The sequence below is a fragment of the Streptomyces sp. NBC_00691 genome (genome assembly GCF_036226665.1).
Taxonomy (GTDB): domain Bacteria; phylum Actinomycetota; class Actinomycetes; order Streptomycetales; family Streptomycetaceae; genus Streptomyces.
In genome coordinates, this window is record NZ_CP109007.1 from 4,553,643 (window position 1) to 4,568,688 (window position 15,046).

At 72.5% G+C, this 15,046-nt stretch carries 17 protein-coding genes; 8 read left to right on the top strand and 9 right to left on the bottom strand.

The window, feature by feature from the left end:
• Positions 1–126: 126 nt before the first annotated feature.
• From OG392_RS20620 to OG392_RS20630, 3 genes are all read right to left on the bottom strand, one after another.
• Positions 127–606 carry a GNAT family N-acetyltransferase gene (locus OG392_RS20620; protein ID WP_329281519.1) on the bottom strand — a complete coding sequence of 160 codons (480 nt, stop codon included), beginning with the start codon at positions 604–606 and terminating at the stop codon, positions 127–129.
• Positions 607–753: 147 nt separating this feature from the next.
• On the bottom strand, positions 754–1,671 hold the full coding sequence (locus OG392_RS20625; RefSeq protein ID WP_329281521.1) for a M56 family metallopeptidase: 918 nt from the start codon (positions 1,669–1,671) through the stop codon (positions 754–756).
• Positions 1,668–2,060: a BlaI/MecI/CopY family transcriptional regulator gene (locus OG392_RS20630; protein ID WP_329281523.1), complete on the bottom strand. Its 393-nt coding sequence runs from the start codon at positions 2,058–2,060 to the stop codon at positions 1,668–1,670. The genes OG392_RS20625 and OG392_RS20630 overlap by 4 nt, the downstream gene beginning before the upstream one ends.
• 95 nt (positions 2,061–2,155) lie before the next feature.
• Here OG392_RS20630 and OG392_RS20635 point away from each other — a divergent pair, with 95 nt between their 5' ends.
• A complete protein-coding gene (locus OG392_RS20635; RefSeq protein WP_329281525.1) occupies positions 2,156–2,311 on the top strand; it encodes a hypothetical protein in 156 nt (51 codons plus the stop codon).
• A gap of 38 nt (positions 2,312–2,349) precedes the next feature.
• Here OG392_RS20635 and OG392_RS20640 read toward each other — a convergent pair whose 3' ends face one another.
• The 3 genes from OG392_RS20640 to OG392_RS20650 all read right to left on the bottom strand — a co-directional run bounded on the left by OG392_RS20640 (position 2,350) and on the right by OG392_RS20650 (position 5,363).
• A complete protein-coding gene (locus tag OG392_RS20640; RefSeq protein ID WP_015035316.1) occupies positions 2,350–2,631 on the bottom strand; it encodes a metal-sensitive transcriptional regulator in 282 nt (93 codons plus the stop codon).
• 82 nt (positions 2,632–2,713) lie between these two features.
• Positions 2,714–4,990 (bottom strand): heavy metal translocating P-type ATPase, encoded by a 2,277-nt coding sequence (locus OG392_RS20645; protein ID WP_329281527.1) that lies wholly within the window; start codon positions 4,988–4,990, stop codon positions 2,714–2,716.
• Positions 4,991–5,078: 88 nt separating this feature from the next.
• The gene (locus OG392_RS20650; RefSeq protein ID WP_329281529.1) at positions 5,079–5,363 is read right to left on the bottom strand and encodes a heavy-metal-associated domain-containing protein; all 285 of its coding nucleotides are present in this window, start codon (positions 5,361–5,363) and stop codon (positions 5,079–5,081) included.
• A 187-nt stretch (positions 5,364–5,550) separates the two neighbouring features.
• On the opposite strand from OG392_RS20650, the gene OG392_RS20655 reads away from it, so the two are divergent.
• The 3 genes from OG392_RS20655 to OG392_RS20665 all read left to right on the top strand — a co-directional run bounded on the left by OG392_RS20655 (position 5,551) and on the right by OG392_RS20665 (position 8,436).
• Complete coding sequence (locus OG392_RS20655; RefSeq protein WP_329281531.1) at positions 5,551–6,543, top strand: hypothetical protein; 993 nt, start codon at positions 5,551–5,553, stop codon at positions 6,541–6,543.
• 52 nt (positions 6,544–6,595) lie between these two features.
• Complete coding sequence (locus OG392_RS20660) at positions 6,596–7,294, top strand: copper homeostasis protein CutC (RefSeq protein ID WP_329281533.1); 699 nt, start codon at positions 6,596–6,598, stop codon at positions 7,292–7,294.
• Between the two features lie 155 nt (positions 7,295–7,449).
• Positions 7,450–8,436: an aminoglycoside phosphotransferase family protein gene (locus tag OG392_RS20665; protein WP_329281535.1), complete on the top strand. Its 987-nt coding sequence runs from the start codon at positions 7,450–7,452 to the stop codon at positions 8,434–8,436.
• Between the two features lie 20 nt (positions 8,437–8,456).
• Here OG392_RS20665 and OG392_RS20670 read toward each other — a convergent pair whose 3' ends face one another.
• Complete coding sequence (locus OG392_RS20670) at positions 8,457–9,029, bottom strand: dihydrofolate reductase family protein (protein WP_329281537.1); 573 nt, start codon at positions 9,027–9,029, stop codon at positions 8,457–8,459.
• A gap of 242 nt (positions 9,030–9,271) precedes the next feature.
• Positions 9,272–11,305 carry a HelD family protein gene (locus tag OG392_RS20675; protein ID WP_329281538.1) on the bottom strand — a complete coding sequence of 678 codons (2,034 nt, stop codon included), beginning with the start codon at positions 11,303–11,305 and terminating at the stop codon, positions 9,272–9,274.
• Positions 11,306–11,554: 249 nt separating this feature from the next.
• Here OG392_RS20675 and OG392_RS20680 point away from each other — a divergent pair, with 249 nt between their 5' ends.
• Both OG392_RS20680 and OG392_RS20685 read left to right on the top strand, forming a co-directional pair.
• The gene (locus OG392_RS20680; RefSeq protein ID WP_329281539.1) at positions 11,555–11,743 is read left to right on the top strand and encodes a hypothetical protein; all 189 of its coding nucleotides are present in this window, start codon (positions 11,555–11,557) and stop codon (positions 11,741–11,743) included.
• Between the two features lie 48 nt (positions 11,744–11,791).
• Positions 11,792–12,124 carry a hypothetical protein gene (locus tag OG392_RS20685; protein WP_329281541.1) on the top strand — a complete coding sequence of 111 codons (333 nt, stop codon included), beginning with the start codon at positions 11,792–11,794 and terminating at the stop codon, positions 12,122–12,124.
• Positions 12,125–12,130: 6 nt separating this feature from the next.
• Here OG392_RS20685 and OG392_RS20690 read toward each other — a convergent pair whose 3' ends face one another.
• Positions 12,131–13,771: a DNA repair helicase XPB gene (locus OG392_RS20690; RefSeq protein ID WP_329281543.1), complete on the bottom strand. Its 1,641-nt coding sequence runs from the start codon at positions 13,769–13,771 to the stop codon at positions 12,131–12,133.
• A 160-nt stretch (positions 13,772–13,931) separates the two neighbouring features.
• Here OG392_RS20690 and OG392_RS20695 point away from each other — a divergent pair, with 160 nt between their 5' ends.
• Together OG392_RS20695 and OG392_RS20700 are read left to right on the top strand one after the other, a co-directional pair.
• Positions 13,932–14,264, top strand: a complete 333-nt coding sequence (locus tag OG392_RS20695; protein WP_329281545.1) for a metalloregulator ArsR/SmtB family transcription factor — start codon at positions 13,932–13,934, stop codon at positions 14,262–14,264.
• Positions 14,261–15,004: a DUF2071 domain-containing protein gene (locus tag OG392_RS20700; RefSeq protein ID WP_329281547.1), complete on the top strand. Its 744-nt coding sequence runs from the start codon at positions 14,261–14,263 to the stop codon at positions 15,002–15,004. The genes OG392_RS20695 and OG392_RS20700 overlap by 4 nt, the downstream gene beginning before the upstream one ends.
• Positions 15,005–15,046 lie beyond the last annotated feature (42 nt).

Here is a 15,046-nt window from a genome sequence, read left to right on the forward strand (position 1 = left end):
ACCCGTGCCGCCGGGGCCCGCGTCGCTGAACCCATCCTGACCTGGGGGAGGAACCCCGATCCACCGGATCGGGCTGCGTGAACACGCGATGGCGTGGATCTGCCACGCCCTGGAGTACGGCTGCCGCTACAGCGTTCTGCTCCAGCGCCGCGCCGAGAGGGCGGCGAAGCCCAGGTGGCTGTAGAAGGGCAGCGCGGGGTCCGCCTCCGCGGGGAGTTCCACCCGCTGGTCCCTGGCGCCGAAGTTCCGCATCCGCTCCGTGGCCGCCGCCAGCAGGGCCGTACCCACGCCCCCGCGCCGGGAGCCGGACGCCACCGCCAGGGCGTACACCTCGCCCTCACCCGGCACCGGGACACCGCCCGCGGCGACACCGACGACCGTGCCCTCCTCGTCGGTCGCGACGAGCCAGCCGAGCCAGCCGGGCGCGCCCCCGGGAATTTCAATTTCCGCGCGTATGCGGGGGAGTGCGCATTGTGCGGAGATCAGCCGCCGCATCGGGATTTCGTCCAGGATTCCCGCGTAGCTGCTCCGAATGACGTCGGCGAGCAGCCTGGATATCGTCGTCGCATCGCCGGCCGCGGCCGTCCGAACGCCAGCCAGCTGCATCGGTTTTGTACCCTTCGACGTGCCGAGCCCGAGCCCCAACATACCCACAATAGCGGGGAATTCGGTTGTTCGTGACCGATGCGAAATCTACGAATTCACTTAGTAAATAGAGCGGTTCGGCAGGTCGGACGTGTTGAAGCGAGTCAATTATCCGGGGAAGGAGCAGCAGGCGACGATCAAGGGCGTCATCGCGAGACCCGCCGCCGCGATGGTCATCAGACCGCGCAGGACGGGATGTCCGGCGCTGTGCGGAGCGAGGATGCGCCGCATCCGCAGCGCCGCCGAAGGGCCGCCCGCCGCGAAGGCGGACCGCGGCGCCCGTCCCGACGCGAGCGCGTACAGCGCCGTGGCGAGAGCGTCACGCGTGCACCGGCGCAACGCGCGGTCGTCCGCGGCCATTTCGAGCAGCAGCGGTACGGAGGCCGCCCCGTGCCGGGCGAGCGGCAGGCGCGGGAACACGGCCGCGAAGGCCTCCGACGCGGCGACGAGGAGGTGGTGCCGCCCCGCGATGTGGGCCCGTTCGTGGGCGAGCGCCGCCGCGAGCTGGGCGGGGGTGAGGGTGTCCACGGCGCCCGAGGAGACGACGACCCGGCGCGAGCGGCCCGGCAGGCAGTACACGGCGGGGCGCGCGTCGTCGAGGACGGTGGCCCGCAGTGCCGGGTCGTACCGTCCGACGAGCCGCAGCACCCCCGCGTGCCGCAGCCGCACCCGGCGCGCCCTCACCAGCCGGCGGACGAACGCGACGGCGGGCGTCGAGAGCACGGCGAGCGAGAGCGCGAGGGCGCACCGGCCGCGCGCGTCGAGTGCCAGGAGCTGGTCGACCGTGGGCGGTTCGAGCGCGAACATCATGTCCGCGAGCCGGTGGCTGCCGGCGCTCGACAGGACCAGCTGGGCCGGCAGCAGGGCGCTCGCGACGGCGAACGCGGCGCCGCACGCGGCCCATACGCCGAGGGCGAGCCGGGGCGCCTGCTGGGCCCAGCGGGCCCGGACGAGCAACCAGGGGACGAGGAATCCGGTGAGGACGAGAAGTCCGAGCGGGACGAGGACGTGATGGTTCACGTTCACGCGCCGCTCCCGCCGCCGGGGTGCGGGTCGTGGTCGCCGCGGGCGGCGCGGAGGGCCGCGTCGAGGGCGTCCATGTCCTCGTCCGAGATGACCTCGACGAACCGGAGGAGGGCGGCGGGCCGGTCCTGGCTGTCGCCGAGGGCGTCGCGCATGAGGCCGGCGGTGTACTCCTCGCGGCTGCGGACGGGCTCGTACAGCCAGGCCCGGCCGGCCTTCTCGCGGCGGAGCCAGCCCTTGCGGTGCAGGATGTCCGCGACGGTCATGACGGTCGTGTAGGCGACCCGCCGGCCGCGGTTGATGTCGTCGACGATCTCGCGGACCGTGGCGGGCCGCTGCCAGGCCCACAGCCGGTCCATGATCTCGGCCTCCAGCTCTCCCAGCCGGCGCACGTGCATCCCCTCCCCCTACGGGCGGCTCATCGTACGGGCCGGTACCCTCGCTCAGGTATACCCCCCGGGGGTACGCTGGCAGGATGTCGGCCCTCATGAAGATCCCCACGTGGAACCGCCCCTGCGGGAAGCTCTGCGACTCCGGTCCTCCCGGAACGGTGGAGCTGGTGCTCCTCCGGCAGCTGCTCGGCCTCTGTCTCCGGCTGAGTCTCACGCTGTCCGCCGACTGTCCGTCACGCAAGGGCGGTTGACGCGGCCTCGCTAGTCCGTCAGGTCGCCCGGCACCCCGTCAGGTCCGGATCAGCCGGGCGATCGCCTTCGACGCCTCGCCCACCTTCACCTTCGCCTGGTCACCGCCCTGCGCGATGGCCTCCGTGACGCAGCAGCTCAGGTGCTCGTCGAGCAGGGCCACCGCGCAGGACTGGAGGGCCGCGTTGATCGCGGAGACCTGGGTCAGGACGTCGATGCAGTAGACGTCCTCGTCGACCATCCGCTGCACCCCCCTGACCTGTCCCTCGATCCGGCGCAGGCGTCTGATGATGTCTTCCTTGTGCTGTCCGTAACCGGCCACGACGGGCTCCTCGGAGATTCGGCGGGGAAGGGCGGGTCCGCCGGTGGAGTCACCGGCGGACCCGTCGAACGGTGGACCGGCGTCAGCGGTCGGCGGCCTGGAAGCCCCGCAGGCGGAGGCTGTTGCCGACCACGAAGACCGAGGAGAAGGCCATGGCCGCGCCCGCGATCATCGGGTTGAGCAGTCCGGCCGCGGCGAGCGGCAGAGCCGCCACGTTGTAGGCGAAGGCCCAGAAGAGGTTCGAGCGGATCGTGCCGAGCGTCTTGCGGGAGAGCCGGATCGCGTCTGCCGCGGCCCGCAGGTCTCCCCGTACGAGGGTCAGGTCGCCGGCCTCGATGGCGGCGTCCGTGCCGGTGCCCATCGCCAGACCGAGGTCGGCCTGGGCGAGCGCGGCGGCGTCGTTCACGCCGTCGCCGACCATGGCGACCGAACGGCCCTCCGCCTGGAGCTTCTTGACGACGTCGACCTTGTCCTGCGGCATGACCTCCGCGATGACCTCGTCGATGCCGACCTCGGCGGCGACGGACTCGGCGACCGCCTTGTTGTCACCGGTGAGCAGGATCGGGGTGAGGCCGAGCGCGCGGAGCCGCCTGATGGCCTCGGCGCTGGTCTCCTTCACCGCGTCGGCGACCTCCAGGACCGCACGGGCCCGGCCGTCCCAGGCCACCGCGATCGCGGTCCTGCCGGCCTTCTCGGCGGCGTCCTTCGCGGACTTGAGGTCCGCCGGGAGCGCCATGGCCCATTCGTCGAGGAGCTTCTCCCGGCCGACGAGGACGGCGTGTCCGTCGACGATGCCCTGGACGCCGAGCCCGGGGATGTTGGCGAAGTCCTCGGGGGTGGGCAGGGTGCCCACCTTCGCGGCGGCGCCGGTGGCGACGGCCTGGGCGATCGGGTGCTCGGAGGAGTGCTCCAGGGCGCCCGCGAGCCGCAGGACGTCCGTCTCGTCGGCCTCGCTGTCTCCCTCGGCGGTGTGGACCTTGATGAGCGTCATCCGGCCGGTGGTGACGGTGCCGGTCTTGTCTAGGACGATCGTGTCGACCTTGCGGGTGGTCTCCAGGACCTCGGGCCCCTTGATGAGGATGCCGAGCTGGGCGCCGCGTCCGGTGCCGACCATGAGGGCGGTCGGGGTGGCCAGACCGAGGGCGCAGGGGCAGGCGATGATCAGGACGGCGACGGCGGCCGTGAAGGCGGCGGTCAGTCCCTGGCCCGTGCCCAGCCAGAAGCCGAGGGTGCCGAGCGCGAGCGCGATGACGATGGGCACGAAGACGGCCGAGATCCGGTCGGCGAGGCGCTGGGCGGCGGCCTTGCCGTTCTGCGCGTCCTCGACGAGCTTGGCCATCCGGGCGAGCTGGGTGTCGGCGCCGACGCGGGTGGCCTCGACGACGAGGCGGCCGCCGGCGTTCAGGGTGGCGCCGGTGACGGAGTCGCCGACGGACACCTCGACCGGGACGGACTCGCCGGTGAGCATGGAGGCGTCGACGGCGGAGGAGCCCTCGACGACGGTGCCGTCGGTGGCGATCTTCTCGCCGGGACGGACCAGGAAGCGGTCGCCGACCTGGAGTTCGGCGGTCGGCACGGTGACCTCGCGGCCGCCCCGCAGGACGGTGACCTCCTTGGCGCCCAGCTGCATCAGCGCCTTGAGCGCGGCGCCCGCCTTGCGCTTCGAGCGGGCCTCGAAGTACCGGCCGGCGAGGATGAAGGCGGTGACGCCGGCCGCGGCCTCCAGGTAGATGTTCCCGGCACCGTCGCTGCGGGCGATCGTGAACTCGAACGGGTGGGTCATCCCCGGCGTACCGGCGGTCCCGAAGAACAGCGCCCACAGGGACCACAGGAAGGCGGCGATCGTGCCGACCGAGATCAGCGTGTCCATGGTGGCGGCGCCATGCCTGGCGTTGGTCCAGGCGGCGCGGTGGAACGGCCAGGCGGCGTAGACGACGACCGGTGCGGCGAGTGTGAGGCTCAGCCACTGCCAGTACTCGATCTGGAGCGCCGGGACCATCGCCATGGCGATGACGGGCACGGCGAGGGTGACGGCGGTGACGAGACGCTGCCTGAGGGGCCGCAGCTCCTCGTCGGCCTTCTCCTCGTCGGTGGGGCCGTCGGGGGCGCCGGGCGACTCGGACCGCGGGGGCGCGGGCTCGGCGGCGGTGTAGCCGGTGGCCTCGACGGTGGCGATGAGGTCGGCGACGTCGATGTCGGCGTCGAAGGTGACCTTCGCCTTCTCGGTGGCGTAGTTGACGGTGGCCTCGACCCCGTCCATCCGGTTGAGCTTCTTCTCGATACGGGCCGCACACGAGGCGCAGGTCATGCCGCCGATGGCGAGCTCGACCTGGGCGCTGCCCGGTGTCGTCGTTGTCATGACTGTTCCTGCTCCTCGTGAGTGCGGGGTGTCGGGGGCCGGGGCCCGGGCGTGGTGGGCGGGCCCCGGCGGCCGAGGGGGCTGTCGGTCAGGCGCGGCCGGTGAGCTCGTAGCCCGCGTCGTCGACCGCCGCCGTGATCGCCGCGTCGTCGGGCGCGCCGCCGGTGGTCACGGTGACGAGGCCGCCGGCCACGTCGACGTCGACGTCGATGACACCGTCGAGCGCGCTGACGGACTTGGTGATCGCGGTCTTGCAGTGGCCGCAGGTCATGCCCGAGACGGCGTAGACCGTGGCGGTGCTGTCGGCGACCGCGACGGCGGTGGTCTCCGCGGTGGTCGAGCAGCTGTTGTCGGGGGTGCAGCAGGAGCCCATGGCTTCTCCTCGGTCGGTTCCGGTGGCTGGATACCCTCGGGGGGTATCGGCTTCCGTTCCATGTATACCCCCCTCCCGTATCTCGCGCAAGCAGATCCCCGACTTGACTTGATACCCCCCAGGGGTATGGTGAAGTGCATGGAACGGCTACCGACGCCGCCACCGCCCACGTAACGGGAGAGCAGCCATGAACACCGGAGTGAAGATCACTGCCTATGCCGCCGCACTCGCCGCGACCTTCGGGGCCGCCTACGGGGTGGGCACGGGCGTCGGCCCCGTCGAGGAGCCGAAGAAGGCCGGGCACGGGGAGCACGCGGCCACACCCGCGCCGTCGAAGAGCGCGCCCGCCGACGGTCACGCCGGGCACGAGGAGGGCGCCGCGAACACCCCCGCCGCGGCCGCGAACACCCCCGGCGGCCTCCAGGTCTCCGAGGGCGGCTACACCCTGGCCATGGAGACCCCCACCCCCGCCGCGGGCACGAGCACCCTGAAGTTCTCCATCAGGGACTCGACGGGCCGGAAGGTCACCGCGTTCACCACCGAGCACGGCAAGGAACTGCACTTCATCGTCGCCTCGCGCGACCTCAACACCTTCCGCCACCTGCACCCCGTGAAGGCGGCCGACGGCACCTGGACGGTGGTCGCCGACCTGCCCCGCGCCGGCGGCTACAAGGCCTTCGCCGACTTCAAGCCCGCCGCGCCCGGCGCCCAGGGCATCACGCTCGGCGTCGACCTCTCCGTACCGGGGGCGTACGCGCCGCGGCCGCTGCCCGCCGCCACCCCGACCTCCACCGTCGACGGCTACCAGGTGCGCCTCGGCGGCACCCTGAACCCCGGCAAGGCCGGCGAGCTCCGGCTCACCGTCACCAGGGCCGGGAAGCCGGTCACCGACCTGGAGCCCTACCTCGGGGCGTACGGACACCTCGTCGCCCTGCGCGACGGCGACCTCGCCTACCTCCACGTGCACCCGAACGAGGGCGGACCCGGCCCGGACGTCTCCTTCACGGCGACGGCGCCGAGCGCGGGAACGTACCGGCTGTTCCTCGACTTCCAGCACGAGGGGAAGGTGCGGACGGCGGCCTTCACGGTCACCGCGGGCGGCGCTTCGGCCGGCGGGAAGGCGCCCGTTCCCACGGCCGGCGAGGCCACGCACGATGCGGGAGACCACGCGCACGGCTAGGCTGGCCATTGGACTAGACCTGTAGAGACGCATTCATGGAGGAATGGGCTCGATGAGCAACCGTGCAGTCCTTGAGGTGATCGCCCTCGACGAGGAAGACGCGGTCGCTGCCCAGACCGGTGGAGCCGACCGGCTCGAACTCGTCACCGACATGGCGGCGGACGGACTCACCCCGTCCCGGACCGGCTTCGCCGCCATCCGAGCCGCCGTCGACATCCCGCTGCGCGTGATGCTCCGCCTCACCGACGGCTTCGCGGCCGGCGGCCCCGAGGGCGTCGACGCCCTGGTGGCCCGGGCCCGGGAGCTGCGCGAGGCGGGCGCCGACGAGTTCGTCCTCGGCTTCCTCACCCCCGACGGCGAGCCCGACCTGGTGGCCGTGGAGCGTCTCCTCGCCGTCCTCGACGGCTGCCGCTGGACCTTCCACCGGGCGATCGACCGCACCGCCGACCGCGACGGACTGCGCAAGCGGCTCGCCGACCTGCCCGGCCTCGACACCTACCTGACGGCCGGCGCCGCCACCGGCGTCGACGACGGCCTGGCCACCCTCAAGGCCGAGGCCGCCCGCGCGGGCGAACCCGGCTACGAGGCCCAGATCCTCGTCGGCGGCGGCCTCCGCCTCGACCACCTCCCCGAACTGCGCGCGGCGGGCCTCGACGCCTTCCACATCGGCGGCGCGGCCCGCCCCCAGGGCTGGGCGGCCCCGGTCTCGGCGGACGCGGTACGGACCTGGCGCGAGGCGCTGGACGCGTAGAGGGCAGGGGGCGGCCGGGGGCGGGTCCGCCGGGCGCGGGGCGAGGGCCAGGACCAGGGCTCGGGCCGGGCCGTCGAGAGGGCGCGGGCCGGTGCTCGGACCGGGGTGTGAAAACCCTTGGCCCGGCGCCCTGGACGCTCGCTAGCCTCCCCGCCATGGCAGCCACCGCCCCCACCGCCCCCACGCCCGCCGACGAGCCGCCCGCCGTCGACGCCGCGCTCGTCGCACGGCTCGTCGCCGCACGGTTTCCCGCGTGGGCCGGCCTCCCGGTCAGGGCCGTGCGGTCCGCCGGCACGGACAACCTCATGTTCCGGCTCGGGGACGACCTCGTCGTACGGCTGCCCCGGGTCCCGTACGCCGCGCGCCACGTCGAGAAGGAACAGCGCTGGCTGCCCCTGCTCGCCCCGCACCTGCCGCTGGACGTCCCGGTCCCGGTGGGCCGCGCCGGAGCGGGCGCGGAGTTCCCGTATCCCTGGTCCGTCTACCGCTGGCTCGACGGCGACGACACGTTCGACGTCCCGCTCACCGACCTCGCCCACGCGGCCGTCGCTCTGGGCCGCTTCGGTGCCGCGCTGCGCGGCGTCGACGCGAGCGACGGCCCGACCTCGTTCCGGGGCGGCCACGTCAGCAGCTGGGAGGACGGTCAACTCCCTCGGGTCATCCGTGACTTCGGAGCCGAGGGCCTGATCGACGCGGAACTGGCCACGGCCTCCTGGGAGGCCGTCCTGCGGCTCCCGCAGTGGGAGGGCGCGCCCGTCTGGGTCCACGGCGACCTGCTGCCGGGCAATCTGCTGGGCCGCGAGGGCCGCCTCAGTGCCGTCATCGACTTCGGCGGCGTCGGTACGGGCGACCCGGCCTGCGACACGATGCCCGCCTGGACGCTGTTCACCGCCGGCACCCGCCCGCTCTTCCGCGAGGCGGCCCGCGTCGACGACGCGACCTGGGCGCGGGGGCGCGGCTGGGCCCTGGCCTGGGGCCTGGTGACCGAGCACTACTACCGCGAGACGAACCCGGTGCTGGCGGCGGTCGCCCGCCGCACCCGTATCGAGGCGCTCGCGGAGTACGCGAAGTCGCACGGGGTCCACGGGGTGCCGTGTCGTCAGACGCCGGCCGGCCCCGCGGGGCCGGCCTTCGGGCGGTGACGGGAGTGTGACGACAGGCCCTAGCGGACGACGTCGAAGACGTTCTTCTGGATGCCGTTGGAGTACGTCTCGTGCTCGACGAGCTTCAGCTTCTGCGTGTCCTTGTCCGTCTGGCTGAACAGCCGCTTGCCGGCGCCGAGCAGCAGCGGGAAGACGAGCAGGTTGTACCGGTCGATCAGACCGGCGTCCGAGAGCGCGCGGCCCAGCGTGGCGCTGCCGTGCATGATGATCGGACCGCCCTCGGTCTTCTTCAGCGCGGCGACCTCGTCGAGCGAGCGGAGGATCGTGATCTCGCCCCAGTTGTCGACGAGGTCGTCCTCGGTGAGGGTCGTGGACACGACGTACTTCGGCATGGCCTTGTAGCCGGCGAAGTCCTCCATGGCGGGCCACACGGTGCTGAACGCCTCGTAGCTGGCCCGGCCGAGCAGCATCGCGCCGGCCTCCTCCTGCTCCCGGCCCTTGATCTCGTACGCCTCCGGGACGAACTCCACGTCCTTGAAGGTCCAGCCCGAGTTCCGGTAGCCGGCCTCACCGCCGGGAGCCTCCACGACACCGTCGAGCGAGACGAAGACGGAGCTGATCAGGGTGCGCATCTGGGTTCTCCCGTGAAGTTCATGACGGCCGCTCAGCACTGGCGCTCAGCAGCGACTACAACCTATAGACCGGCGGCCCGGCGGAAACTCATCGCGTGGGCGCGACTTTCGCGTCGGCGGCGGCCGGGTCGCCGGCGTGGAAGGCGAGGTGGTGCAGGCCGGGCCTGAGCCGGTCGCTCGGCGCGCGCCGGATCCCCCACCACACCTCGACGTGATGGAGCGCCCCGGCCCGGGCCGACGGCTCACGCCTCTTCCAACTGCGGCGGGATCGGGGCCGAGTGGAGGATGGTCAGCCCGGACACGGCACGGGTCAGCGCCACGTACAGCCGCCGCAGACCGGTCCGCTCGTCCGGCTCTCCGTCGACGACGGCCGCGGGCTCGTCCAGGACCACGTAGTCGTACTCCAGCCCCTTCGCGAGCGAGGCGGGGACAAGCGTCAGCCGGGACTCGGCCGTGGTCTCCTCACCGGGCGAGAGGTACGTGAGCCCGGCGGCCGTCAGCGCCTCCGCGAGGGGGGCGATCCGCGCGTCGGCGGCGATCAGCCCGATGGAGCCCTCGTGGGCCAGCGCCTCGACACAGGCCGCGACGGCGTCCCGGTCGAGCGCGTCCGTGTGCCGTACGTCCAGCGACCCGGGATTCTCACGCACCGACTCCACGGCCGCGAGCCCCGGCGACATGTGCGGAAGGAGCCGCGAGGCGTACGCGATGACCTCACGCGGCACACGGAAACCGGCGGTCAGCTCCTCCACCACCGCCTCCGGCTTCCCCAGGTGCCCGAGCGCCTCCGCCCAGCTCGCCGTCGCCCACGGCGTCGTGCCCTGCGCGAGGTCGCCGAGGACGGTCGCCGAGCCGGTCGTGCAGCGTCGGCCCACCGCCCGGTACTGCATCGGGGACAGGTCCTGCGCCTCGTCGAGGACGACGTGGCCGAGCGAGTGCGTCCGCTCGACCAGGTCCCGCGCCTCGTCGACGAGGACGGCGTCCGCCGCCGACCACTTCGCCGTCTTCACGCTCCGGGCGGGCTTCGCCCAGAGCAGCAGCTTCTGCTCGTCCTCGGTGAACAGCCCCTCGGCGTGCTCCGCGAGGAACTCCGCGTCGCCGAGCAGCCGGAGCACCAGCTTCGCGGGCTCCACCAGCGGCCAGCACTCCTTCACGACGGCCTTCACGGCCGTGGTGCGCGCGACGGCGTTCTGCACCCGGTCGTCGGGCGCCTCGCCGGCTTCCTCCATCCGCACCAGGACAGCGTGCGCGATGCGCTGCGGCAGTGCCTCGCGGGCGGCCCCGTACCGGATGTCGCGGTCCGTCAACTCGCGGACGATCTCCTCCAGTTCGTACGCGGGCACCCGCCAGCGGCGGGACCCGCGCACCACCATGAGGGGCTCCTTGGGCAGTGCCACATGCGAGCGCACCGCCCGCCGCAGCAGCTCCGCCATGCGGGCGTCGCCCTTGAGGACGGCTGCGGCGGCCTCGTCCGTGCCCCGCACCTCGACCTGGCCGCCGACGAGATCGTCGACGGTGGCCTGCTTCACCTCCAACTCGCCCAGAGCGGGCAGGACCTGCTCGATGTAGTGCAGGAAGGACCGGTTGGGTCCGATGACCAGCGTCCCGGTCCGGGCCAGCCGCTCGCGGTGCGCGTACAGCAGATAGGCGACACGGTGCAGACCGACGGCGGTCTTGCCCGTTCCGGGCCCTCCCTGCACGCACACCGTCCCGGAGAGGCCGGACCGGACGATCCCGTCCTGCTCGGGCTGGATCGTGGCGACGATGTCCCGCATGGGGCCGACGCGGGGCCGCTCGATCTCCGCCTGGAGCAGCCTGCTGGTCCGCTCCAGCTCCTCGGGGTCGGAGAGGTGTTCGTCCTCGTACGCGGTGAGCTCGCCGCCCGTGTAGCCGAAGCGCCGGCGCAGCCCGACGTCCTGCGGGTCCTTCTTCGACGCCTGGTAGTACGGCTGGGAGACCGGCGCACGCCAGTCGATCACCATCGGGTCCCCGTCGGCGTCGTGCACGTGCCGCCGCCCGATGTAGAAGCGCTGCCCCTCCTGCGTGGTGTGCAGATAGTCGAGCCGCCCGAAGAACAGCGGGGTGTGGGACAGGTCGGCGAGCGCCTTGATGCGGTCCTCGATCTGCCGTCCCAGCACCACCGCGTTGACCCAGTTCGCGGTGACGTCCTTGATGTCGAGCGCCTCCACGTCCTCGCGCATCGCCCGCAGGGCGGCGCGGGAGGAGGTCAGATGGGCACGCTCGCGCGCGAGGGGATCGTCGGACACGGGAACGGACACGGCGGAGCCTCCGGGGAGAAGTACGCGGACACGTCGAGGTGGCCGCCGGTTACCGACCGGGCGGCGGCTCTCCACGGAGGGAGGCGGGGAAGCTGGCGAGTGTAACTCCTGGGCGCGGCCCGGAGCGAACGTTTCCGACCGGGATCCACCCCGTAGGGGACGGGGTCCGTCTCACGTCGGACCCGGGCGCGCCCCCGGTTCACCCCCGAGAGCGATGTGTTCGGAATGTCCGGATTCCATCATGGAGACATGACCGCGACGACCTTCACCCTCGTGACCACCGTGACCCGCCCCCGGGTCCGCCCCCTCGGCACTGCCTTGCGCGCGATACGCGCCTTCGGCGGCGCGGCGGCCGGCGTCGTCCTCCTGGGCGACTACGGTCCGCCCGAGGCCGGTGTCGGGAACCCGCGTCCTGAGTACGCCCCCGGCCCCGACTGAGTACGAGAGCGCCTGCCGCCACGGGACCGGTCTTGATGTGATCGACCCATGACGACGACGCCCCTCGACCCGACCCTCGACCCGACCCTCGGCCCCGCCGACGGCATCGACCCCTACGCCCCGAGCCCGCGCGCCCTGCGCGTCGTCGCCGGGTGCGGATTCCTCCTCCTGGCGGCGTGCTTCGTCGCCACGGTCGTGGCCGTGCTCGGGGACGCCGTCAGCGGGGACGGCGTCGCCGGGGGACTCGTCACGGCGGCCTTCTGGACCCTGGGCCTGGGGGCGGCCACCGGAGTGGCGGCCCTGGCCGCGCCCCGCAAGGGCCTGGTGATCGCCGAGTACGCGCTGGCGATCACCGCCCCCCTGCTGGCGCTGATGGACTAGCCGGCCTCAGGGCGCGAGCAGCTCGTCCGCGTCGACGATCCGGTACGCGTACCCCTGCTCGGCGAGGAATCGCTGCCGGTGGGCGGCGAAGTCCTGGTCGATGGTGTCGCGGGCGACCACCGAGTAGAAGTGCGCCTGGTGGCCGTCGGCCTTCGGCCGGAGCACCCGGCCGAGACGCTGTGCCTCCTCCTGGCGGGAGCCGAAGGTGCCGGACACCTGGATCGCGACGGTCGCCTCGGGCAGGTCGATGGAGAAGTTCGCGACCTTCGACACGACGAGCACGCTGATCTCGCCGGTCCGGAACGCGTCGAAGAGCTTCTCGCGCTGGGCGTTCGGGGTCTCGCCCTTGATGACGGGCGCGTCCAGGTGTTCGCCGAGCTCGTCGAGCTGGTCGATGTACTGCCCGATGACGAGGATCTGCTGTCCCTCGAACTTCTTCACGAGGGCCTCCGTCACCTTCCGCTTCGTCGCGGTCGTGGCGCAGAACCGGTACTTCTCCTCGGCCTCGGCAGTGGCGTAGGCGAGCCGCTCGGAGTCGGTCAGGTTGACCCGGACCTCGACGCAGTCGGCGGGCGCGATGTAGCCCTGTGCCTCGATCTCCTTCCAGGGCGCGTCGAACCGCTTGGGCCCGATGAGCGAGAAGACGTCGGACTCACGGCCGTCCTCGCGGACCAGGGTGGCGGTCAGGCCGAGACGGCGCCGTGCCTGGAGGTCGGCGGTGAACTTGAAGACGGGCGCCGGAAGCAGATGCACCTCGTCGTAGACGATCAGGCCCCAGTCCCGCGAGTCGAACAGCTCCAGGTGGGGGTAGATCCCCTTCCGCTTGGTCGTGAGCACCTGGTACGTGGCGATGGTGACCGGACGGATCTCCTTCTTCGTACCGCTGTACTCGCCGATCTCGTCCTCGGTGAGCGAGGTCCGCTTGACCAGCTCGTGCTTCCACTGGCGGGCGGAGACGGTGTTGGTGACGAGAATGAGCGTGGTCGCCTTGGCCTGGGCCATCGCACCGGCCCCCACCAGCGTCTTCCCCGCGCCGCAGGGCAGCACGACGACCCCGGACCCGCCGTGCCAGAAGCCCTCGACGGCCTGCCTCTGATAAGGCCGCAGGGCCCAGCCGTCCTCGGCGAGATCGATCCGGTGCGCCTCGCCGTCGACGTATCCGGCGAGGTCCTCGGCGGGCCATCCCAGCTTCAGCAGCGTCTGCTTGATCTGCCCGCGCTCGGAGGGGTGCACCACGACGGTGTCGGGGTCGATGCGCTCCCCGACCAGCGGCTGCACCTTCCGCGACCGCAGGATCTCCTCGAGCACGGGCCGGTCGGTACTGGTCAGCACGAGCCCGTGCGTCGGATGCTTGGACAGGGTGAGACGCCCGTAGCGGGCCATGGTCTCGGCGATGTCGACGAGCAGCGCGTGCGGGACGGGATAGCGCGAGTACTCGACGAGCGCGTCGACGACCTGCTCGGCGTCGTGCCCGGCGGCCCGCGCGTTCCACAGCCCGAGGGGCGTCAGCCGGTACGTGTGGATGTGCTCGGGCGCCCGCTCCAGCTCGGCGAACGGCGCGATGGCCCGCCGACAGGCGTCGGCGAGCTCGTGGTCGACCTCCAGGAGCAGCGTCTTGTCACTCTGGACGATAAGAGGTCCATTCACGTGATCAGGTCCTTCCGACACCGTGCCGTTCCCGTAACGGCCAATCCTCCAGTGTGCCTGACACGGGAGACGGCTGCGGCGCCGCGAGCCCACCCGTGCGGTGCGGGGTCGCCACCCGGAGGACTTGTTAGGTATTTAGCTAAAGTGCTAAACATCAGTCATGACAGATGCCCAGGACGAGGCGGGGGCCTTCCGGGCGCTCGCCGATCCGACGAGACGCCAGATCCTCGAGGACCTCAGAGGCGGCGAGCTGGCCGCCGGTGAGATCGCCGCCGGGTTCGCCATCAGCGCGCCCTCCGTCTCCCGCCACCTCGGCGTGCTCAAGGGCGCCGGTCTGGTCACCGAGCGGCGTGACGGCAACCGGATCCTCTACACGCTCGCCGAGGAACGCCTGGCCCTGTGCATCGGTCGGTTCCTCAGCACCGTCTGCCCCGAGCAGATCGTGCTCCGCCACACCACATGGCGCCGCGGGGCGCAGAGCGAGGGATCATGAGGCAGCCACGACTGTCCAGCGTCATCGAACGAAGGCTTCTGGTGAACTACCGGGTCGCCCCGGACACCGCGGCACGCCTGCTCCCCGCGCCCCTGCGCCCGCAGGTGGTGAACGGCCACGCGGTCGCCGGCATCTGCCTCCTGCGCCTGGGAAAGGTGCGGCCGGTCTGGGCACCCGAGGTGTTCGGGCCCAGCAGTGAGAACGCGGCCCATCGGATCGCCGTCGAATGGGACGGACCCGACGGCGTCGAGACCGGCGTCTACATCCCGCGGCGCGACACGGCCTCGCGGCTCAACGCCTGGGCCGGAGGCCGCGTCTTCCCCGGGGAACACGGCCGCGCCGACTTCGAGGTGCACGAGACGCCCGGCCGCACCCGGGTCGCCCTGGCCACCCGGGACGGCGGCATCCGGGTGGACGTCACCGTCGAGCCCGCCGACGAACTGCACGGCAGCCGGCTCTTCCCCGACCTCGCGGCGGCTTCCCGCTTCTTCCGGGCGGGGGCCAAGGGCCTCTCGCCCACCGGCGCGGGCCACCTGGAAGGCATGGAGCTGCACACCGACGCCTGGCACGTGGAAGCCGGCCGGGTCCGCGCCGCCGCGTCGTCCTTCTTCGACGACCCGGACCGCTTCCCGCCGGGGAGCGCCACCCTGGACTGCGTACTGATCATGCGGAACGTCCCCGCCGAGTGGCGCCCCCTCCCGGCGGTGGCCACCGGGAGAGACGCCGGACGCGCCGCCTGACGGGCGCGGCCACCACCGACCCGCCCTCCCTCCAGCCCGGCT